Raw genomic sequence first — 15653 nt, forward strand, 5'->3', positions numbered from 1 at the left:
TTGACGATGCCGCCGATGACTTCGGACGGGAACTTGAACTTCTGTCCATCTCTGCAGCTCAGCTCTGTCGAAAACATAACCGGGAGCAAAGCGATCGTTGAGCCTTTGCAGTCGTTTGAGATTCCGAAATAATCGTTATAAGAGGTTGACCAAGGTTTTATGGTCGACCTCTTTTTTGCGTTTGTTTCGCCATCATTAAGAAAGAAGGAGTTAATTGAACAGATTACGGCATGTTGTTTCCTTATAGGCGTCTGTAATAGGAACACTAGCGGAACAATTTTCATAAATATATCTGGTGAAGGGTCATCGGCATCATAATCGGTTTCGTCAATCGAAATTCTATCTTACCAAAATTTTATGCTGCCGGTGCTTAAGTAACGAATAGATAACGGAGGTTATAAAAATGAATGAGTTTAAAAATGAACTTCAGAATCTGAATATTGATGCTTTCCAAGCGAGCGGGATGACGCCAAATGCGGGTCAAGGCCAGAATGATCCTCAAGGCGCTAGGCTATGTATCGGTTTTTGCATTGGTTTTTGCGGCGGTTTTGGTTCATGTTCATGTTCATGTTCATGTTCATGTTCATGTTCATGTTCATGTTCATGCAGCAATTGTTTCCGATGCAGCAACTGTGTCCGCTGCAGTAACTGTGTCCGATGTGGGAGCTGTGCCCGCTGCCGCTAGTTTTTCGTAGAAGAGCATAGCCATATTAGGTATGAGGTGCCCCTGCAAGCGGTTAGGCAAGCAGGGGCATCTCTCTATATAAGTTCTGGCATGAGGGACAAATAGCCATACATATCAATATAGAGAATGATGAATTGATTTGTGAATATTCACGGAAAGGAGGAATGAAATTTGAATCCTTCTATGCGTCTTAAAGTGAAAGGAGATACGTTTTTTCTCCCTAACCCAGACGGAGGCGTTTATTTTCGGAACAATGTTGGCTCATTCCGAATGGAAGGCAGCACGATCGATCAGTGGATTGAAAAATTGATTCCAGTGTTCAACGGGGAGCACACGATGGAGGATTTGACTGACGGATTGCCGGACCAATACCGGGAACAGGTATATGGAATCGCTGAAGTGTTGTATGTAAACGGCTTTGTCCGTGACGTGAGCCAAGATCGTCCGCATCATTTACCAGACGGGGTTCTACAGAAATATGCTTCTCAAATTGAATTTTTGGACAGCTTTGGCGGTTCAGGCGCGTATCGGTTACAGCTTTATCGTCAGGCTAAAGTGCTGGCAGTCGGCTCAGGCAATTTTTTCGTATCACTTATTAAGTCTTTGTTGGAATCCGGACTGCCCCAATTCCGCATGCTTATCACGGATTCAGAAACGACCAATCGACAGCGGCTCTCGGAGCTGGTGGAGAATGTCCATAAAACGGACCCAGAGATCGATGTGTTGGAGGTCAACCTGCCGAAAGAGGGGGGAATGGATTGGCGTGAGGTTATTCAGCCGTTTGATTTGATACTATATGTGTCGCATGAGAGCGGTATTGGGGAATTGAAGGCACTTCACGCAGTTTGTAAGGAGGAGAAGAAAGTGCTGCTCCCTGCTATGTTTATGCAGCAGGCGGGTCTGGCGGGACCGCTGATCCATCCAGATTCGGATGGCTGCTTAGAATCGGCATGGCGGCGCATACATCATTCTGCACTTTGCAAAAATCCCCAGCTGCAAACGATCTCCTCCACGTCAGAAGCGATGCTTGCGAATGTGATCGTGTTTGAAACGCTTAAAACGGTTACGGAAGTAACGGTATCGGAACTGAAAAATAAATTGTTTCTGCTGAATTTAGAGACGTTGGAAGGAAGTTGGCATACGTTCCTTCCTCATCCGCTTGTGAACGGATGTCCAGCCGTCGAATGGATAGAAGATTTTGAGATGGGGTTAGAACGGAGTCCACGCCAAAAGGAATCGGACGGACTGATTCCTTTTTTCAGCCGGTTGACATCAATGGAAACTGGCGTTTTCCATAACTGGGAGGAGGGGGATTTAAAGCAGCTCCCGCTCTCTCAGTGCCGCGTCCAAGCAGCCGATCCGTTATCGGAAGGACCAACCGAGCTGCTGCCGGAGATCATCTGCAATGGCCTGAAACATGATGAGGCCCGTAGGGAAGCGGGTTTGGCCGGGATCGAGGCGTATGTATCGCGAATGGCAGGTATGCTTGTAACTGCACTTCCCGTACATTCGGGATCTGGGAGTTCAGTCGAACCGCAGTCATTCGAGTTTGTAGGTGTCGGAGCGGGGGAGACGGTTGCGGAAGGCGCTTGTCGCGGACTGCAAAAGTATTTGGCCGAAGAGCTGAGAAGGCGGCTGGCAACTCGCGAGCCTTCTGTCAATCGGGTACAGCTGAGTACGATAGAAGATAAACGATGCCGCTATTATTTATATGTGTTGACTGCCATGCAGGGAGTATCGGCGATTGGCTTGGGTGAGGAAGTGTCAGGCTTCCCTGTTATATGGGTCGGTACAAATGGTTGCTGGTACGGCGCTGTAGACTTGAATCTTACGATGGCGCTTCGCAGGGCGCTTCAACAAGCACTCTTAAAGGCACAAAACAAAGAGGCTTATCTTGTGATGCAAGCGATGGAGATCACATCTGTGATCGAGAGAGAGGAGGCAGCGCAAAGCATTTCTATCCCTGCTTGTGAAGAGTCCGGAGAAGAGAAGGTTCTGCAGACCGCCTTGCAAATATTGAAACGGAACGGGAAGCGGCTTCTGGTTTGCGACTTGGCCTCTGAATCGTTCTTGAAAGAGGAATTGGCAGGAGTGTTTGGTGTGTTGCTTCGAGAGGAGGAATCACATTGAGTGCTATAGTGGCGGTAATTGGCGAAGGACTGCTCTCGGACTTTGTATGTGAGGATTTGTCCTCTCAATATGAGCTCGTTCGTCAGAGGGATTTTGAATCCGGCGTACCAGAAGCCGTGAATTTGGCGCTGGTGTTAAACGATGCGTGGGATCCCTCCGCTCATTATAGGGCGGAAGAAATTTTTCAACGGACCGGAACGCCTTGGCTGCGTGGATTTGTTTCATTTGGCGAAGGAGTGGTCGGACCGCTGGTTCGACCAGGTACCCCGGGGTGCTCTCAATGCGCGGACACGCGGCAGTTATTAGCGGGAAGCGACCGCAAGGAAATGTGGGAGCTGCAGCAGAGGGTGTCGATGCAAGCTGCAAAATCCTGTGACGCGTGGGCCTCACACACGGGGCTTTTGCAAGTGGCTCATCTACTTGCGGCAGAAGCACGGAGGGTATTGGAAGGCAGCCAAGGTCAAAGGGAAGACAGCGTGGTTTTGATCAACATGCAAACACTGAAAAGCTCGTGTCACTTCTTTTTGCCAGACCCGCTGTGTCCAGTTTGCTTCCAATTGCCCGATGACTCTGCAAATGAGTCCCGTATTTTGCTGCAACCAAGCCCTAAGACCAGCGCAGATAGTTACCGCTGTCGTCCGATGCAAGATCTGAAGGGTGTTTTAGCTAATGACTATCTGGATGCTCGAACGGGTTTTTTGAATGGGAAAATGCTTGATCTCATGTCGCCTTTTGCTGATTCGAGTATTAATCTGCCGTTGTTTACGGGAGATGAGGGATGTGCAGGACGGACTCATTCCTATGCGGATAGCGAACTGACAGCTATATTGGAGGGCTTGGAGCGATACTGCGGCATGTCGCCCCGCGGGAAACGGACGGTCGTTCACGACAGTTTCCACAATTTGAAAGACCAGGCACTCAATCCCGTTCAGGTAGGGGTACATGAGAAGGAACAGTATGAGAAGCCAAACTTTCCATTCAAGCCGTTTGATCCCGATCAGCAAATCGATTGGGTATGGGGCTACTCATTTTTGCAGGAGCGTCCGATTCTTGTGCCTGAGCTGCTCGCCTACTACAGTTCGGGCTGCAGCCACGGTTTTGTCTATGAAACTTCCAACGGATGCGCGTTAGGAGGCAGTTTGGAGGAAGCTATATTTTATGGCATTTTGGAAGTGGTGGAACGCGATTCGTTCCTGATGACTTGGTACGCGCAGCTGCCAATTCCGCGCCTTGACCCCTATTCGGCTGGAGACCTGGAATTGGATTTGATGGTGGAGCGTTTGCAGGAGGTTGCGGGGTATGATGTGCATTTGTTTAACTCGACGATGGAGCACGGAATTCCAAGCATTTGGGCATTGGCGAAAAATAGGACGCAAAAAGGAGTAAACCTCATTTGCGCAGCTGGAGCCCATCCAGATCCCGTGCGGGCGGTGAAAAGTGCGCTGCACGAGGTGGCGGGTATGCTGCTGACATTAAACGATAAATATGAGGAGAACCGGGAGCAGTATGAACAAATGCTTCACGATCCGTTTCTCGTGCAGCAGATGGAGGATCATTCCATGCTGTATAGTTTGCCGCAAGCTGAGGAACGACTGCATTTTTTGTTAGATCATAATCGTCCACTGCGAACATTTGAAGAGGAATTTAAACCTAAGGCTCGGCATGCAGATTTGACCGATGATCTTAGAGAGTTTCTTCAAGTCCTCCGCCAATTGAATCTGGATGTGATCGTGGTAGATCAAACGACACCGGAGACGATACGAAATGGACTCTATTGCGTAAAAGTGTTGATCCCGGGTATGCTGCCGATGACGTTTGGACAACATCTTATCCGCTTGACAGGGCTGGAGAGGGTGTTAAGGATACCAGTAGAACTAGCATATGCGAAGGAGTTGCTTACACCTGAACAGCTGAACCCGCATCCGCATCCGTTTCCATAAGCCTAGCTTGTGTTTTCAGAGCGGTTTTGCATTAGCAAAACCTTTAGGAGGAAAAAGGATGAGTCTGAAGAAATTTTTGTACGATCTGCAATTTGACCCGGATAAGGTGAAACCCCTCGATTGGGAGGCGAATTGGGAAGACGCACCGCTTCCGTATAAGCTCTATCGACGCTTGCCGGCGGTTTCACTATCAGCGGATATGCCGCTTACGTTAGAGGGAGGGAAAGTGCCAGCTAAGCCGGATCTTCGTGAAATCGGTCATTTTCTCTGGTACGTATACGGGCTTGCACAAGTAAGCCAGTCTGTTTTTGTCTCGGATTCAAAGGAGGAGGAGATGGTTGGCCCCTTACAAATGTACCGACGCTTCGCGCCTTCCGGCGGAGGGTTGTATCCAAACGAACTGTACATCTATCTGAAGATCGAGGATTTACCAGTAGGGGTCTACCATTATGATGTGGCCCACCACCGGTTGGTTTTGCTGCGTGAAGGCAATTTTGATTCCTATCTGGGTAAGGCCCTTGGAAATCGCTTTGACTCTCTGGCTTGTTTTGGCATCGCTTTTGTTTCAACCATGTTTTGGAAAAATTTCTTTAAATACAATAACTTTTCCTATCGTCTGCAAGGGTTGGATGCTGGTGTGCTGATCGGACAGCTGCTGGAAGTGGCCAAACGATTTGGATATGAATCGGGCGTTTATTTTCAGTTTCTTGATCAGGCCGTCAATCATCTGCTTGGGCTATCTGAGCAGGAGGAGAGCGTATATGCGGTTATACCGCTCACGGTAGAACCTGAGATTAATTGGTTTGCTTATGGAAATGACGGTGACAGTATTAACTCTGTGACTGAGTTATGCCAGGAGCTGGCAGTGGTTCGGCATGATCACTATGTTCGGTCAAGGACGGTCTTGGAATTTCCGATGCTGATCAAGATGAACGAAGCGTCCATGCTCGATAATGTACAATTGTTTCAACAAATCGAGAGGGAGAACGACGTTACCTGTAAGGATGATACACAAGTTCTACCCGAGGTGAACAGGTTGTCCTATGATATGGCTGCCGTTTGCCGAAAGCGGTTTTCGCCGGAGACGAATTTCGTATTGGGTCAAGTTAGTCAATTGGAGCTTGCCGCTTTGTTACAAGAGGCGACAGTTTCCTTTTTGTATCGAAATGATTTGGATGGAATGTATGAGAGACCGGAACCTCGTGTCTCCCTGTATGGCTGTTTCTTCGGCGTTGAAGGCATTAGGGATGGCGCGTATCGTTATGATGGTGCCACTCATGTATTACAGCAGGTGCGTCCTGGAGATCACCGATCCTGGCTGCAGCAGGGGATGTCTCTAGACAATCTGAATTTATTCCAAGTACCTCTCTGCTTTCATGTAGTTGCGAACAAGAACCACCTCCAATCGCAGCTTGGATATCGAGGTTACCGCATCCAACAAATGGAGGCCGGAATGCTTGTGCAGCGTTTATTGTTGGCAGCTTCTGCCCTTGGGATGGGGGGGCACCCGCTCCTGGGATTTGATGCAAACACAACTGATGAAATATACAGGATAGCTCCCCAAGGGAAAACCAGCTTGATTCAAATTCCGGTCGGTCCTTATCGTGGGCGTTCACGCCTTGAGGGGAGTTTGAGTCACTAGTATTAAAAGAGTCAGTCCCACAAACCGAATAAAGAAGCCTCCAGAACCACTGTTAAATTGGAGCTGGAGGCTTCATTTTCTTTACCAAGGGTGATGGCTGCTATCCCACGGATGGAGCCCAGCAGGATCGTAGGCTTGTGCGTGATAATCCAAAGGATGGTACCAATCATGATGATAATCAATAGAGGTGTGATCCCACCCTGTATAAGGGGAAGGAGGATAGTGATCGTCGTGGAGATCCCATGGATGCATCATCATCATAGCGGGATCTAAATCATGAGTGTGGGGATCCCATGGATGCATCATAGCGGGATCTATATCATCAGTGTGGGGATCCCATGGATGCATCATAGCAGGATGTATATCATCAGTGTGGGGATCCCATGGATGCATCATAGCAGGATGTATATCACCAGTGTGGGGATTCCATGGATGCACCATAGCAGGATGTATATCACCAGTGTGGGGATTCCATGGATGCACCATAGCAGGATGTATATCACCAGTGTGGGGATTCCATGGATGCACCATAGCAGGATGTATATCACCAGTGTGGGGATTCCATGGATGCACCATAGCAGGATGTAAGTCATGAGTATGGGGAGCCCCTGGATGCATCATAGCTGGATGTAAGTTATGAGTGTGTGGAGCCCCTGGATGCATCATAGCTGGATGTAAGCCATGAGTGTGTGGAGCCCCTGGATGCATCATAGCAGGATGTAAGTCATGAGAGTGTTGGTTGGGATCACGTAACCAAGTATTGGCCGGTTTTTGAATAAAAGGCTGATTCTGTATCATGGTTTTCCTCCTTTATTTCTTACTTTACAATATGCTGAGAGCAGAAAAAGGGCACTTATCCATATAAATTGGGCTTTGCATTTCCTTACATGATAAAATAATTCTTTACTTCTTTCCAATTGTTTACTCTGACGTACCTTGTTTCAACAAGGTTATGTGGAGCTGTGAATAAAATCCCCTGTCCCCCAAAGCCTTCGAAGTGCCTCGCATTATCATCAATCAAATAGTCAGCATGGATAATGCTCTTATTCCCGCAAAAAACAAAATTCATTTCATTTAGAAAACCGAAATGTTCTTTCAGCCACTCATACTTGGCATTAAAAGAGGATGGGTGCTCCATTGCTGCAGTCGTAATAAATATTTCGTAATGTTTACTTAGCTCTTGAATGACTTCCTGGCTATCCTCCATGACATCCAGATCGCGGAAAAAGGTAGGGTCATTCAAATAATTAATGATTTCACTAGTCAGATGAGGACGTAACAGTCTAAGACGTGTTTCTCTTAAGTCTTCAATTGTAATATTTTCATTGTAATCACGATTAAAAAGCCTCAGATGTTTTGAGTTGAAGTCCGCAATGACTTCATCCATATCTATAGCTATTCTTTTCACAGTTAATGGCACTCCTTTAAGAAAGTTTGCGTTTATTATGACTCAAAATCAAAACTAGTGGTTGACGACGAAGGTAATCAGAAGGTAATCAGATGCTGAGCGGACAGGAGAGCTCTTATTCAGTCCAATCGCGGCATGTAGGTGGATGAAGGGACAGAGAAGACGCTATTCTCCAGCAAATCATCAGAAATCAGCTAAAATTTAGTTGTTAGCGGAACCTGTGTCCGCTGAACTTATTTGGAGTCGTGTTTTGATTTGAATAGCGGATCCACAGTCCGCTCAGCAAGATTAATGGGAAAAATGAACCGCTCAGCCCAAAATCGAGAGAAAGAATGCCTGAATCGCTGTGTGGAATTATCTATCGGCGAATAAAAAGCGGCTAAGGCTCGAAACGGGCCCGTTACAAAATAGTCAACCACTGATTACTCCACTGATTATGAGATTGAGCTAATTATACAACTTTTTTCAAAGCAAGAGTCGACATAGTAAAAATCCCTTTAAGCAGGTCCTACTTGAAGGGATTTTACTATTTATGCGGGAGGATCCTCTTATTTACTGCTCTCAATGGACACAGCATGGGCAATAGAGGGTATGCTTTCTCCTTGTTGGAAGGAAAGTGGAGAGAGCAGTGCTCCGGTAGCGACAACCAGTACACGCTTGAGCTCACCTTTGGCAATGCGGTTCAGAATGTGCCCATAAGTGACGACAGCCGAGCAGCCGCAGCCGCTTGCGCCGGACTGAACCATTTGTTCCTGATAATCATAGATCATCATGCCACAATCGGAATAAGTGGTCTGATGCATCGGAATGTTGTGTTTCTCGAACAAATCGCAAGCAATGGAATAGCCAACCTTTGAGAGATCCCCTGTAACAATCAGATCATAGTAACCTGGCTCGATCTCTAAGTCGCGCAAATGGGCTTGAATCGTATCGACTGCCGCTGGTGCCATTGCAGCGCCCATGTTAAAAGGATCTTTAATGCCCATGTCAACAACGCGGCCAATGGTTGCGGATGTGACGACAGGGCCTCTGCCTCTTGTAGACACGACAGCAGCACCAGCTCCGGTAACCGTGAATTGAGCGGTCGGCGGCTTCTGTGAGCCATATTCGGTTGGATAACGGAACTGCTTCTCGGCTGTTGAGTTATGGCTGCAGGTTGCAGCAAGAACATGTCTAGCTCCGCCTGAATCCACGATGTATGAAGCTAGGGCTAGGCTTTCCATGGATGTGGAACAAGCTCCGAATACCCCAAGGTAAGGGATTGATAAAGTTCGTGCAGCGAAGCTATTACTAATGATCTGATTCAGCAGGTCGCCGCCTAGATAGAACTGCACTTGTTCATTGGTTAACTTGGCATGCTGGATAGCAAGCTTGGCTGCTTCTTCAAGAAACGTTTTCTCTGCCTTTTCCCAACTGTCCTGTCCAAGTTTCGTATCCCCGTGAATGATGTCGAAGTCTCTAGCAAGAGGTCCTTGACCTTCAAAGGGACCTACAATAGTCGCTTTACCCGTAATGACTGGTTTATTCTTAAAGACCCAGCTTTGATGTCCTTTCAGCATGTGACACTCAACCTCCAACCGCTCCAGGATTAAATATCCAATGAAGAATACCGATAATAAATGCGGCCGTCGTCCCAAAAACAATAACCGAGCCAGCTAATTTAAACATGTTGCCGCCAACGCCAAGAACAAGACCCTCACTTCGATGCTCGATAGCCGCCGAAGCCATTGAATTCGCAAACCCAGTTACCGGAACGGCTGTACCAGCGCCCGCCCATTGAGCCATTTTGTCATAAACACCGAAGCTTGTTAAGATGACCGAGATTAAGATTAAAACCGCAACTGTCGGGTTGCCGGCCGTCTCCTTGTCAAATCCACCCCAATCGATAAACAGCTGTTGAATGCCTTGTCCGATTAAGCAAATGACGCCTCCCACTAGGAAAGCACGGATACAGTTCGCGAGAATGGGACGCTTGGGCTCTCTCTTATGAGCCAGCTCACCATACTCCTGCTGGACAGGTGTCAGATCCTTCTTCTTTTGATTTGGCAATTCCTGATCACCCTTTACTGAATGAGATATGGTCGGAGAGCTACAATGGTTTCAACAAGCTGCTCAGAGCATTGTGTATACATTTTCTTTACTTTAGGATCTTTAGTAGAGATGGCGAATAGCTCGATATCCGCTTCACATTTCTTCAATTGAGCCAGCAGAGCTGCCAAGGCCTGAGGTGCAGGAACCATGATTTGATCATCGAATAAATCGACATAGAGCTGTCCGTACATATCAACCTGACCGAGAAATACATTCTCAATGGCAACGCCTGTCTTCTCAAGCTCCGTAAGGAGCCAGTCACGACTGTATCCAAGTGTGGCTAACGGTTCATTCATAATCTTCCCGTCCATGATCACAGCTTGAGGCTCTTGCTCGGGTCCGACTTTAATACCCAGATGGGCAGGGGTTATGGGTTGATTGTCCCGCTTAAGTAGGATGTTCACATCGCCGCTTGGTTCCATAATGGCGAACTCAACATCGGCCATCTTGAAGACACTTTTCTTCCTAAGCTGTGCAAGTAAATCATCGGTCGTCATACGCTCTTTTTTCAAATTATCTTCGAGTATTTTCCCGTCCTTAATGAGCACAGTCGATTTGGTATCAAGCCAATCCCGTGCCGTCTTGCTTTTCATTTGAAGGATTTCGATTCCGAGCGAAACAAGAACCCATACGACTAATGAGACCATACCCAGACTCCAATGAGAGTTTAAATCCAGCGATATGTATGCTGCTAAGCTCCCGATTGTAATGCCGGTAATGTACTCGAACATCGAAAGTTGGGTGACTTGGCGCTTCCCCAAAAGTTTCGTCAGCAGGAAAAGAAAGACAACGGAAAAAAAGGTTCGAAGAGCGACTTCAAGCCAGTCTGGCATATTACCTAACCTCCATTCTCACTAAATATCCCCCAAATTCAGCATTCTATGTATTCCTAGTGGCATAAATAAATTAAACAAATAAATGAATGAGATGATGGAAAAAAGGATAAATTACTTGTCGGCAATAGGATTTTCCTTAATACAAGGAGGTGAAACTCATGACAATTGGATCTGACGTCAAAACATGTCTCGCTTCATTGAAAAGTGCACAAGCTAGCTTGGAGTCTTTTGCACTAGGCACTCAAAATCAAGAGGCGAAGACAATGTTCACAAATGCAGCCCAATCAACGGAACAAGTCGTACAACAAGTACAAACTCGCGTTACGCAATTGGAAAATGAAGAGCCGCAATATAAAGGATTTTAACTAGCAAAGAAGTCATAACAATTGGAGAGCCTTAATGAACAGCAATGTTCATTAAGGCTCTTTTATGATTGAAAGCATCTTAACCAACCTACCTTGCCAGAGCATATTAACATACCTTTTACATTTTATTGATCTGGAGCGCATACAAGACTGCTAGATTGGAAAATAAGGGGTGATGGATATGAGAGAAATGGGAGAAACGTCCTCCATGGCTTCAGAGCCAGTTCTTGCAAGCGATACATATGGTTGGGATAAGCTTCAGGTTTCGCAATGGTACAGCCCGCAGCAAGCTTTTGGCTCTTCAGCGGAGCCCAAGTATTTGATAGGGATTCATTGTACAGCCTACTATGAAAATTACTATACGATTCATATTATTCCATGTAACGACAGCATTCTTTGCCCATGGGGGAGAACCTCGCTTTATTTTCTGAAAATTGAAATTACACCTTCCGTCCTCGAGGAGATCGCCCGTGAATCCGGTTTCCTGACAGAAGGTCATATTCAATTGGACCGCAAATTTCATGTTAAGGATTCCAAGCTGCTGCAGCTAGGCCTCTGGATGCTAGAAGAATTACAGAATGGTGGAGCGAAAGGGAAAATATACAGCGATTCATTATCTAACATGTTAATCATTCATTTGCTGCAGCACTATTCATCTGTTATTCCCCAGCAATCGAACAGCAAGACGCTAGCCAACCAAGAAGTTTTTCAAGTTATCCAATACATGCGCGAGAGCTTGGAAGAGGAAATTCAGCTGACGGATTTAGCCTCGATGGCTAATATGAGCCAGTCCCATTTTATTCGCATTTTCAAGCAGCAGACCGGTTTTACGCCGCATCATTATCTAATTCGACTAAGAATTGAACGTTCCAAATTCCTTATTCGCTCGGGCAAAGTAGGACTAAAGGAGATTGCTACGCAGGTTGGCTTTGCCGATCAAGGGCATTTCACGAGATTGTTTAAACGCGAAACAGGTCTTACACCAAAGCTTTACGCCTACCAAATCTCCTCGAAACCCAGCCACGTCATTTATTGATTTCTTTTCATAAATGAGAGTTTTGTTCAAGGAAAGAAGCATTTTGTTCAATAGGAGAGTGAGTGCCAGGGCATAGAATAAGGTTGAAGCAAGGCACAAAGATGCCGGGCTACGACCTTATTAGGAGGAGAGAAATGTGAAAGCAGAGAGAGCTTACAGTCTGGTCCGAAACAAAACTAAAAAAGGGGCTAACAGAATGGTAAAGCAATCAAAGTTGACCTTGTTGCTGCTAGTTAGTTTTATGGCAATCGCAGGCTGCGGCCAATCGAACAACAGTTCATCGGAAACAAAGGATAATGCTGTTAAGCCATCAGAAAGTGGCACAACATCCAATTCACCAACAACTGAAACGGCGGAGACACCGAAGGAACCAGTAGAGATTACGTTCTATTATCCGGTTAACGTTGGCGGTCCACTGACTAAAGTGATCGACGGAATGACAAGTACTTTCATGGAGCAACACCCTGGAATTAAAGTGAATCCCGTGTATACAGGCAATTATGGCGATAATACCGTAAAAATCCAAGCGGGTGTTCAGGCAAAACATCCACCTGATGTGGCTGTCATGATGTCGACCGAACTATACAGCATGCTGGATATGCAAGCGATCACTCCGCTTGATGATTTTATCGCTAAAGACACGGACATCAACATGACTGATTTCTATCCTGCCTTTCTAGAAGATACGCAGACAGAAGGGCATACGTACAGCATTCCGTTCCAACGGAGTACGATTGTTTTGTACTACAACAAAGAAATGTTCAAAGCCGCAGGCTTGGATCCGGAAAAACCGCCTGCAACATGGGACGAGCTTGTGGCGGATGCCCAGAAGCTAAATAAGGATGGTCATAATGGTCTGGAGATCCCAGGAAATGACGATTCCTATTGGATGTTTCAGATGCTTTCACGGCAAAATGCTGCGGATCCCAAGCAAAATATAATGTCTGCTGACGGCAAAAAGGCGATATTCAATACGCCTGAGAACGTCGCAGCACTGCAATTCTGGCTGGATTTGTCCCATAAATATAAGGCCATGCCGGAAGGTGTTATCGACTGGGCGACAGTGCCGACCGACTTCATCCAAGGTAAAACGGCGATGATGATGCATACGAGCGGTAACTTGACGAATGTAAGAAATAACGCCAAATTCGAGTTCGGTGTGGCGTTCTCACCAGCACAGAAGCAATTTGGTTCGCCTACGGGTGGCGGTAATTTGTATATTTTCAAGAATACAACGCCTGAGAAACAAGCGGCAGCTTGGGAATTCGTGAAGTACATGACAGCTCCGGAGCAGGCTGCGCTATTCAGCAGCTCATCAGGTTATGTTGGGGTACGGAAATCCGCGTATGACACGGATGCAATGAAGAAGTACACGACAGATTTCCCACAAGCGCTAGTTGCAAGGGATCAACTGGAGTATGCGTTCAGAGAACTATCGACCCATAACCACGGTAAAGTATCGACGGCGATTACGAACCAGATTCAAGCTGCTCTATCCGGACAAATCGATGCAGCTGGTGCGCTTAAGAAAGCACAGGAAGAAGCGGATCAGGCACTCGCACCATTCAATAAATAACAATGTCTAAGCTAAGGTAATGGTTACAATTGCCCGAATACGTCAAGGCAGCCATATCCGCTTGTCTTGGCGTATTTCTTTGGATTTTAATAATTGGCATAACGCGAGCCTCTTAATAAGGAAGGACGGAAAGGTATGAATGCCAGGTGGAGTGAGAAGCTCAGGCGAAATGGATTCGGATGGGGGCTTGTTCTACCCTCGCTCCTGTTTCTTTGTTTGTTTACCTATTATCCCATGCTGAAATCAGCTTGGCTTAGTCTCTACGAGAAAGATTTAGCGACGCCGGAACCCCTATTCGTGGGGCTCGACAATTATGTGAGTCTGTTGAAAGACCACGTCTTTCTGAAAGTGTTCAGTAACAATATTTGGTTTGCTATTGGAACCGTACCGATCTCGCTTGTGCTAGCTTTCTTGATGGCACTGTTTGCCGACAAGGCAATGAAGGGCCGAGGGCTTGTGCGGATTGCCTTTTTCTACCCGAATATGATACCGATGATCGCCGTGGCGAACATTTGGTTATTTCTGTATACGCCGCATTTTGGTTTGTTTGCAAGGCTTGCTTCCTGGATCGCAGAGCAGCCGGTTAACTTACTTGGAACCCCGGATACGGTAATGAGCGCTTTAATCGTCATGATGATTTGGAAGGAAGCCGGTTACTTCATGATTTTTTATTTAGCAGGCATGCAGCAGATTCCCAAAGATTTATACGAAGCAGCATCGGTGAACGGCGTTGGTGTGCTCGGTTCAATCCGGCGGATTACGATTCCGCTCACGATGCCGACAACGCTGTTCGTGGCGGTTGTGGCGATAACGAATTCCTTTAAGCTTGTTGACCATCTCTGGATTATGACAAAAGGTGGGCCGAACAACGCGAGCAACTTACTGCTTTACTATATCTACGACACCACTTTCAATTTCTACGATCAGGGAATGGCCGCTGCGATGACCGTCGTTATGATCACGCTGCTGCTCGTCATTTCTTCCATTCAGTTTTTTGGCTGGGATCGTAAAATCCATTACGAATAGGACGGAGCCCATGGACAATCCATTAAAGCTGCCCCTGCTGTTGAAAAAGAACGTTGGCAAGCCTCTAGCAGATGATCGTGCTCTGCGCTCGAATCGCATGCGAAACCGAATACTTCAGATGATGTGGCATGGGATCGGATTTGGCTTTGCTGCTCTATGGATCATTCCCCTCGTCTGGGTCATCAGGACAGCCTTTCTTCCCAAGGAATCTGCTATTGATTCTGGGTGGTCATGGGGTTGGACGTTCGATAACATCATCCATGTGTGGAACGGCGCGCGCTTCGGACAATTTTTGATCAATACCATCATTGTTAGCGGTGGCGTTCTTGCTGTTCAACTCATTACATTAACCATGGCTGCCTATGCTTTCGCGCGGGTTCGCTTTGTCGGAAGAGATCTATTGTTCATGTTGTTTCTGGTACAAATTATGGTGCCGCCTGATATTCTGATTTTCTCTAATTATCAAGTATTGAATGAGATGGGATTACTCGATACCAAACTCGGGATCATGCTGCCTTACTTTGCATCCGCATTCGGTGTCTTCCTGCTTCGACAATCCTTCAAGCAATTACCTTATGAGCTGGAGGAAGCAGCACGCATGGAAGGAGCCTCGCGCTTGCATATTCTGTCGCGGATCTATGTTCCGTTGTCCCGTCCGGTTTACATGTCGTTTGCTATCGTGTCCGTCAGTTTTCATTGGAATGATTTCTTATGGCCGCTAATCGTAACCAACTCGGATGATAATCGCTTACTGACCGTAGGTTTGGCGATGTTCGCCAAGTCCACCGAGTCAGGTGCGCAATGGTCTGACGTTAGCGCGGCTACACTGATTGTATCCGCACCTTTAATGATCGGTTTTTTACTGTTTCAGCGGCAGGTTATCGGTAGTTTTATGAGTTCTGGAATTAAAGGATAGGG

The 15653-nt window shown here is 46.7% G+C and carries 14 protein-coding genes; 9 read left to right on the forward strand and 5 right to left on the reverse strand.

Features of this window, described 5'->3' with window-relative positions:
* Positions 1 to 473 precede the first annotated feature (473 nt).
* The 4 genes from EKN16_RS32065 to EKN16_RS04130 all read left to right on the forward strand — a co-directional run bounded on the left by EKN16_RS32065 (position 474) and on the right by EKN16_RS04130 (position 6397).
* Positions 474 to 695, forward strand: coding sequence for a hypothetical protein (locus EKN16_RS32065; RefSeq protein WP_164522669.1), 222 nt, complete (start codon positions 474 to 476; stop codon positions 693 to 695).
* A gap of 161 nt (positions 696 to 856) precedes the next feature.
* Positions 857 to 2815 (forward strand): putative thiazole-containing bacteriocin maturation protein, encoded by a 1959-nt coding sequence (locus tag EKN16_RS04120; RefSeq protein WP_311545443.1) that lies wholly within the window; start codon positions 857 to 859, stop codon positions 2813 to 2815.
* Complete coding sequence (locus tag EKN16_RS04125) at positions 2812 to 4755, forward strand: TOMM precursor leader peptide-binding protein (RefSeq protein ID WP_125653880.1); 1944 nt, start codon at positions 2812 to 2814, stop codon at positions 4753 to 4755. The genes EKN16_RS04120 and EKN16_RS04125 overlap by 4 nt, the downstream gene beginning before the upstream one ends.
* A gap of 58 nt (positions 4756 to 4813) precedes the next feature.
* Complete coding sequence (locus EKN16_RS04130; RefSeq protein ID WP_125653882.1) at positions 4814 to 6397, forward strand: SagB family peptide dehydrogenase; 1584 nt, start codon at positions 4814 to 4816, stop codon at positions 6395 to 6397.
* 11 nt (positions 6398 to 6408) lie between these two features.
* Here the strand turns inward: EKN16_RS04130 and EKN16_RS32070 are convergent, their stop codons facing one another.
* The 5 genes from EKN16_RS32070 to EKN16_RS04150 form a co-directional block, all read right to left on the reverse strand.
* Positions 6409 to 6567 carry a hypothetical protein gene (locus EKN16_RS32070; protein ID WP_164522670.1) on the reverse strand — a complete coding sequence of 53 codons (159 nt, stop codon included), beginning with the start codon at positions 6565 to 6567 and terminating at the stop codon, positions 6409 to 6411.
* Between the two features lie 713 nt (positions 6568 to 7280).
* The gene (locus EKN16_RS04135; RefSeq protein WP_197719136.1) at positions 7281 to 7784 is read right to left on the reverse strand and encodes a 5' nucleotidase, NT5C type; all 504 of its coding nucleotides are present in this window, start codon (positions 7782 to 7784) and stop codon (positions 7281 to 7283) included.
* 569 nt (positions 7785 to 8353) lie between these two features.
* The gene (gene spoVAD, locus EKN16_RS04140) at positions 8354 to 9364 is read right to left on the reverse strand and encodes a stage V sporulation protein AD (RefSeq protein ID WP_125653886.1); all 1011 of its coding nucleotides are present in this window, start codon (positions 9362 to 9364) and stop codon (positions 8354 to 8356) included.
* Positions 9365 to 9371: 7 nt separating this feature from the next.
* Complete coding sequence (gene spoVAC / locus EKN16_RS04145) at positions 9372 to 9854, reverse strand: stage V sporulation protein AC (protein ID WP_125653888.1); 483 nt, start codon at positions 9852 to 9854, stop codon at positions 9372 to 9374.
* Between the two features lie 14 nt (positions 9855 to 9868).
* Positions 9869 to 10729, reverse strand: coding sequence for a DUF421 domain-containing protein (locus EKN16_RS04150; RefSeq protein WP_125653890.1), 861 nt, complete (start codon positions 10727 to 10729; stop codon positions 9869 to 9871).
* 161 nt (positions 10730 to 10890) lie between these two features.
* Here EKN16_RS04150 and EKN16_RS04155 point away from each other — a divergent pair, with 161 nt between their 5' ends.
* From EKN16_RS04155 to EKN16_RS04175, 5 genes are all read left to right on the forward strand, one after another.
* Complete coding sequence (locus EKN16_RS04155) at positions 10891 to 11097, forward strand: DUF1657 domain-containing protein (protein ID WP_125653892.1); 207 nt, start codon at positions 10891 to 10893, stop codon at positions 11095 to 11097.
* A 181-nt stretch (positions 11098 to 11278) separates the two neighbouring features.
* Positions 11279 to 12133 (forward strand): AraC family transcriptional regulator, encoded by an 855-nt coding sequence (locus EKN16_RS04160; RefSeq protein ID WP_164522671.1) that lies wholly within the window; start codon positions 11279 to 11281, stop codon positions 12131 to 12133.
* A gap of 196 nt (positions 12134 to 12329) precedes the next feature.
* The gene (locus EKN16_RS04165; protein WP_125653896.1) at positions 12330 to 13709 is read left to right on the forward strand and encodes an ABC transporter substrate-binding protein; all 1380 of its coding nucleotides are present in this window, start codon (positions 12330 to 12332) and stop codon (positions 13707 to 13709) included.
* A 135-nt stretch (positions 13710 to 13844) separates the two neighbouring features.
* The gene (locus tag EKN16_RS04170; RefSeq protein WP_125653898.1) at positions 13845 to 14735 is read left to right on the forward strand and encodes a carbohydrate ABC transporter permease; all 891 of its coding nucleotides are present in this window, start codon (positions 13845 to 13847) and stop codon (positions 14733 to 14735) included.
* Positions 14736 to 14832: 97 nt separating this feature from the next.
* Positions 14833 to 15651, forward strand: a complete 819-nt coding sequence (locus tag EKN16_RS04175) for a carbohydrate ABC transporter permease (protein ID WP_375782026.1) — start codon at positions 14833 to 14835, stop codon at positions 15649 to 15651.
* Positions 15652 to 15653 lie beyond the last annotated feature (2 nt).

The sequence above is a fragment of the Paenibacillus baekrokdamisoli genome (assembly GCF_003945345.1).
GTDB classification, from domain to species: Bacteria; Bacillota; Bacilli; order Paenibacillales; family Paenibacillaceae; genus Paenibacillus_Z; species Paenibacillus_Z baekrokdamisoli.

Bases quoted from the DNA above. Each gene is read 5' to 3' on its own strand.
- EKN16_RS32065 (WP_164522669.1), top strand. From the start codon at position 474: ATGCGGGTCAAGGCCAGAATGATCCTCAAGGCGCTAGGCTATGTATCG.
- EKN16_RS04130 (WP_125653882.1), top strand. From the start codon at position 4,814: ATGAGTCTGAAGAAATTTTTGTACGATCTGCAATTTGACCCGGATAAG.
- EKN16_RS32070 (WP_164522670.1), bottom strand. From the start codon at position 6,567: ATGATTGGTACCATCCTTTGGATTATCACGCACAAGCCTACGATCCTG.
- EKN16_RS04135 (WP_197719136.1), bottom strand. From the start codon at position 7,784: ATGGATGAAGTCATTGCGGACTTCAACTCAAAACATCTGAGGCTTTTT.
- spoVAD (WP_125653886.1), bottom strand. From the start codon at position 9,364: ATGCTGAAAGGACATCAAAGCTGGGTCTTTAAGAATAAACCAGTCATT.
- EKN16_RS04150 (WP_125653890.1), bottom strand. From the start codon at position 10,729: ATGCCAGACTGGCTTGAAGTCGCTCTTCGAACCTTTTTTTCCGTTGTC.
- EKN16_RS04155 (WP_125653892.1), top strand. From the start codon at position 10,891: ATGACAATTGGATCTGACGTCAAAACATGTCTCGCTTCATTGAAAAGT.
- EKN16_RS04160 (WP_164522671.1), top strand. From the start codon at position 11,279: ATGAGAGAAATGGGAGAAACGTCCTCCATGGCTTCAGAGCCAGTTCTT.
- EKN16_RS04165 (WP_125653896.1), top strand. From the start codon at position 12,330: ATGGTAAAGCAATCAAAGTTGACCTTGTTGCTGCTAGTTAGTTTTATG.
- EKN16_RS04170 (WP_125653898.1), top strand. From the start codon at position 13,845: ATGAATGCCAGGTGGAGTGAGAAGCTCAGGCGAAATGGATTCGGATGG.
- EKN16_RS04175 (WP_375782026.1), top strand. From the start codon at position 14,833: ATGCGAAACCGAATACTTCAGATGATGTGGCATGGGATCGGATTTGGC.